5 protein-coding genes and 1 pseudogene are annotated in these 4,489 nt (G+C 63.8%); 3 read left to right on the top strand and 3 right to left on the bottom strand.

Going from position 1 to position 4,489, the window contains the following annotated elements:
• Together EN964_RS38800 and EN964_RS25805 are read right to left on the bottom strand one after the other, a co-directional pair.
• Positions 1-158, bottom strand: a pseudogene (locus EN964_RS38800) (dihydroorotase); the annotation flags it as partial.
• Positions 155-1,114, bottom strand: a complete 960-nt coding sequence (locus EN964_RS25805) for an aspartate carbamoyltransferase catalytic subunit (protein ID WP_127269519.1) — start codon at positions 1,112-1,114, stop codon at positions 155-157. The gene EN964_RS25805 and the pseudogene EN964_RS38800, both read right to left, overlap by 4 nt.
• 193 nt (positions 1,115-1,307) lie before the next feature.
• On the opposite strand from EN964_RS25805, the gene EN964_RS25800 reads away from it, so the two are divergent.
• From EN964_RS25800 to EN964_RS25790, 3 genes are all read left to right on the top strand, one after another.
• Complete coding sequence (locus EN964_RS25800; RefSeq protein WP_127269520.1) at positions 1,308-2,936, top strand: DNA alkylation response protein; 1,629 nt, start codon at positions 1,308-1,310, stop codon at positions 2,934-2,936.
• A gap of 194 nt (positions 2,937-3,130) precedes the next feature.
• Positions 3,131-3,700, top strand: a complete 570-nt coding sequence (locus EN964_RS25795) for a hypothetical protein (protein ID WP_127269521.1) — start codon at positions 3,131-3,133, stop codon at positions 3,698-3,700.
• Positions 3,700-4,041, top strand: coding sequence for a DUF6105 family protein (locus EN964_RS25790; RefSeq protein WP_127272493.1), 342 nt, complete (start codon positions 3,700-3,702; stop codon positions 4,039-4,041). The genes EN964_RS25795 and EN964_RS25790 overlap by 1 nt, the downstream gene beginning before the upstream one ends.
• Here the strand turns inward: EN964_RS25790 and ruvX are convergent.
• Positions 3,959-4,465, bottom strand: coding sequence for a Holliday junction resolvase RuvX (gene ruvX / locus EN964_RS25785; protein WP_023812961.1), 507 nt, complete (start codon positions 4,463-4,465; stop codon positions 3,959-3,961). The two genes, EN964_RS25790 and ruvX, sit on opposite strands and share 83 nt — an antisense overlap.
• Between the last annotated feature and the right edge of the window lie 24 nt (positions 4,466-4,489).

Below are 4,489 nucleotides of genomic sequence, written 5' to 3'. Positions count from 1 at the left end.
GCGCAGTCGACAACGGTGGCGCCCTCGGGCGCGCCCTGGTTCAGCGCTGCCTTGCCGGCGACAAGGATTTTCTTGCCATCGACTATGACGGCGCCGACTTCGTCGATGGCGCGCGAGGGATCGACAACGCGGGCCCGCTCAAAGACCGTTATGCTCATGCGCCGCCGCCCTCTTGATTGCGGCGCGGGTCAAGCAGCGCTTCCATGACGGCCATGCGCACGGCGACGCCCATTTCGACCTGTTCCTGGATGACGCTCTGCGGACCGTCGGCGATTTCCGAGGCGATCTCGACGCCGCGGTTCATCGGCCCGGGGTGCATCACCAGCGCATCGCCCTTGGCCGCCTTCAGTTTTTCCGCATCGAGGCCGAAATAGCGGAAATACTCGCGCACCGAAGGCACGAACGCGCCTTCCATGCGCTCGCGCTGCAGGCGCAGCATCATCACCACATCGGCGTCCTTGAGGCCCTCGGCCATCGAGCGGGTGACGATGACGCCCATCTTCTCGATGCCGGTGGGCAGAAGCGTCGACGGTGCGACGACGCGCACCTGCGCGCCGAGCGCGTTGAGCAGCATGATGTTGGAACGTGCCACGCGCGAATGCAGGATGTCGCCGCAGATTGCCACGATGAGCTTCGACAGCGGGCCCTTGGCGCGACGAATGGTCAGCGCATCGAGCAGCGCCTGTGTCGGGTGTTCATGCGCGCCGTCGCCGGCATTGACGACGGAGCAGCCGACCTTCTGCGCCAGAAGCGCGGCCGCACCGGCCGATTGGTGACGGATGATCAATATGTCGGGCCGCATCGCATTCAGCGTCATCGCCGTATCGATGAGCGTTTCGCCCTTCTTCACCGAAGAGCTTGCCACCGACATGTTCATCACATCGGCGCCGAGCCGCTTTCCGGCCAACTCGAACGACGACTGCGTGCGCGTCGAGGCTTCATAAAAGAGGTTGATCTGTGTGCGGCCGCGCAGCGTCGAGGTTTTCTTCTCGGACTGCCGCGAGATCGCGACCGCTCGGTCCGCCCTGTCGAGCAACAGCTCGATATCGGCGGGGGAAAGGTCGCGGATGCCCAGAAGATGGCGATGAGGATAGGGGGACGAAGCGTCGGTCATCTCAAGGCGCTGCTATAGGGTGGAGACTTTGCGGCTGCAAGCGCCAGCTTTGCATTGCAGCCGTTCTCCTCAATTTTTTCGTATAGATGGCCGATTGTATCGGCCGGTATTTTCATCGCGCGCGCTGCATGGCTTGGCTATATCTAGCCGACAGCCTCGGATTCGTGGCTTTCTGACGATAGAAGGATTGGGCGTGACCGACGACGTGACGAACCAGCCGCCGCCGCTGACGGGCGGCAACGCCTGGCGGGGCGATCCGTTGCTGATCCAGCTCGCGGAGCGTTTTTCCGATCCGGTGCGCAAAGATCTCGACGGTCTCGGCCGCTTCGTGCTGACGCAGGAGGCGCAGGAACTGGCGCGCCTCGCCAATGTCGAGACGCCGAAGCTCAGGACGCATGATCGCCAGGGACGGCGCATCGACGTGGTCGAGTTCCATCCCGCCTATCACGCCTTGATGCGCCGCGCTGTGGCCAACGGGCTGCATTCCTCGGTGTGGGAGAACGGCGACACCGAGATCGGCCGCCGCCATCAAGTCCGTGCCGCCCGGTTTTATCTGACGGCGGAGCTCGAGACCGGGCATCTGTGCCCCATCACCATGACCAACGCTTCGCTGGCGGCCTTGATGGCCAGCCCAAAACTGTTTCGCGAATGGGCGCCGCGCGTGACGACGCGCAAATACGACCAGAGCCAGAAACCGCCGGTCGAGAAGACCGGGCTGACGCTCGGCATGGGCATGACCGAGAAGCAGGGCGGCACCGATGTGCGCGCCAATGTGACGAGGGCGGAACGCGCCGGCAGCGGTTTTTATCGTCTGACGGGGCACAAATGGTTCATGTCGGCGCCGATGTCGGATGCGTTCCTGGTGCTGGCGCAGGCGCCGGAGGGGCTGTCGTGCTTCCTCGTGCCGCGCGTTCTCGGTGATGGTTCGGGCAACGGCTTCCGCTTTCAGCGACTGAAGGACAAGCTCGGCAACCGTTCCAACGCCTCCTCCGAAGTCGAATTCGTCAATGCCATCGGCGAGATGGTCGGCGAACCCGGTGCCGGTGTGAAGACGATCATGGACATGGTCACCCTGACCCGGCTCGATTGTGCCATCGCCTCGTCGGCGATCATGCGCGCGGGCCTCGCCGAGGCCGTTCACCACGCCCGCCATCGCCAGGTGTTCGGTTCGACCCTGATCGAGCAGCCGTTGATGCAGCGCGTTCTGGCCGACATGGCGCTCGACGTCGCCGCCGCCACCGCGCTGTCGTTCCGGTTAGCGCGCTCCTTCGACGAGGCGGCCAGCGATCGCGGCGAGGCGGCGTTTGCCCGGGCCATGACGCCGGTCGTCAAATACTGGGTCTGCAAGATCGCGCCCCCGCTGCTCTATGAGGCGATGGAGTGCCTAGGCGGCAACGGCTACGTCGAGGAGGCGCCACTCGCCCGCTACTATCGCGAGGCCCCGGTCAATGCGATCTGGGAAGGCTCGGGCAATGTCATGGCGCTTGATGTGCTGCGCGTGCTCGGCCGTGCGCCCGGCCTGTTCGAGGATGTGCTGGCCGGCATCGACCGTGATCTCGGCGCCGGCGGACGCGGCACGATCGGCGTTCTGAAGGCGGCGATGCAGGTTGCCTCAACCGACGAAGGTTCGGCCCGGCTGCTGACCGAGCAGTTGGCACTGTCGGCTGCGGCGGCGGAATTGCGCCGCCTGGGGGCAGGGCGGATCGCCGACGCTTTCGTCGAGACGCGTTTGGCCGGCCAATGGCGCAACACCTATGGCATGATCGATTCGCGCCACGATGCACGCATGATCATCGACACGCTCTATCCGCCGGTGAACTGAGCGGCGAGCATCGCAAAAACCGGCGCCATCCACAGTTTTGACGCGTTGGCGGGCATCCTCACGCGTATGGCTGATCACCGTTAACCTTAACAAATGGTTTCCGTTGCGATGGCGGACGGCAAGGCCCACTGTCCCGGCGCGAGCAGGGAATGGTTCAGATTGGCCGTCTCTTGCTTTGCGAAGCAGGAACACCGATGCGACAGGTACTGACCTCTTTTCTGGCCTTGCACTGGGCGATTGTTTTCGCCCTGCTTGCGCTCATCTGCATCGACGGAAACCGGGGTGTGGCGGCGGCACTCGGCGTGCTGGGCACCACAATCGAGGGTACCCGCTTCGTCGACCTCGACAATTTCGTTGTCGTGGCGCCGCTCGCCACCGCATTGCTTGTCGTCGCGGTTCTGTTTTTCTGGGCCTTTGTCGAAGCCCTGGTCAACGACGCGACCAGTCCCGGCGCCGACAGCGTCGCCCGCATCGCCTTCATCAGCGCGTCCGGCATGTTGTCGCTGATCGTCATCGGAGGTGCCGCGCAAGGCATCAACGGGCTGTTCATGGCAGTTGCCGTGCAGCTGACGGCACTTCTGGCGTCCTACGTCGCCATGCTTGCCGAGCGGCGGTCCGTGGTTGCGGCAGCGGCTTCCGGCGAAAGCGAGATCCATGCCGTCGCGCATGACATGGCAAAAGCCGCGGCTCACAATTCGCTGCTCTCACTCATATCAGGCCGAACGGTCTCCAAGACCGGCTCCAATCACAGGGGAGGCCGCTGATGCGTTACATCTTTGGGTTCTGGGCGGCGCCGATGGCGATTTTCTGGGGCTGGTTCTATCTGTCGGCCAATGACATCAATTTCGGCTACACGATGCTCAGCCGACAGATGCACGACTTCTTCTTCCAGCTCTATGGTCAGATGCTCGGCATCGATCCGGCGATCATTCCCGGCATGGTGGCGAAGACGTGCGTCTTCGACGGGTTGCTGCTGATGGCGCTTTGGGCTTTCCGCCGTCGCCGCGAAATCGCCGGCTGGGTCAAACAGCGCTGGGCGGGTCCGGTTCCGTTCGAGCGGATGCGTGGAGCGACTGAAGCCGGTCCAAAACTCCCTGCAGAATAAACGCGGCTGCCGCCGAATCGATCTTGCCGGCGCGCTTGCGGCGCGAGAAATCCATCTCGATCAGCGTCCTTTCGGCCGCGACCGTCGATAGTCTTTCATCCCAGAGCACGAAGGGCAGGTCGCTCATCTGGGCCATGTTGCGAACGAAGGCGCGCGATTTCTGCGCACGCGGACCTTCCGAACCGTCCATATTGATCGGCAGCCCAATCACCACCGCGCCGGCATTCTCCTTCCGCAGCAAGGCGAGCAGCACCGCCGCATCGAGCGAGAATTTCCTTCGCATGATGACCGGGCGCGGATGGGCGAAGGAAAATCTCTGGTCCGAGACCGCGACGCCGATCGTCTTGTCGCCGAGGTCAAGTCCCGCCAGCGTCTTGCCGCCGGTCAGCCGCGCCGGCAATTCCTCGATCGTGATAATGCCCACCGGCCGTCCTTCGCCTTTCACCAC

The organism is Mesorhizobium sp. M7A.F.Ca.CA.001.10.2.1, assembly GCF_003998575.1.
Taxonomy (GTDB): Bacteria; Pseudomonadota; Alphaproteobacteria; order Rhizobiales; family Rhizobiaceae; genus Mesorhizobium.
Note: the sequence above shows the minus strand (reverse complement) of the source record. Positions and strands in the feature narration are given on the sequence as shown.

Bases quoted from the DNA above. Each gene is read 5' to 3' on its own strand.
- EN964_RS25805 (WP_127269519.1), bottom strand. From the start codon at position 1,114: ATGACCGACGCTTCGTCCCCCTATCCTCATCGCCATCTTCTGGGCATC.
- EN964_RS25795 (WP_127269521.1), top strand. From the start codon at position 3,131: ATGCGACAGGTACTGACCTCTTTTCTGGCCTTGCACTGGGCGATTGTT.
- EN964_RS25790 (WP_127272493.1), top strand. From the start codon at position 3,700: ATGCGTTACATCTTTGGGTTCTGGGCGGCGCCGATGGCGATTTTCTGG.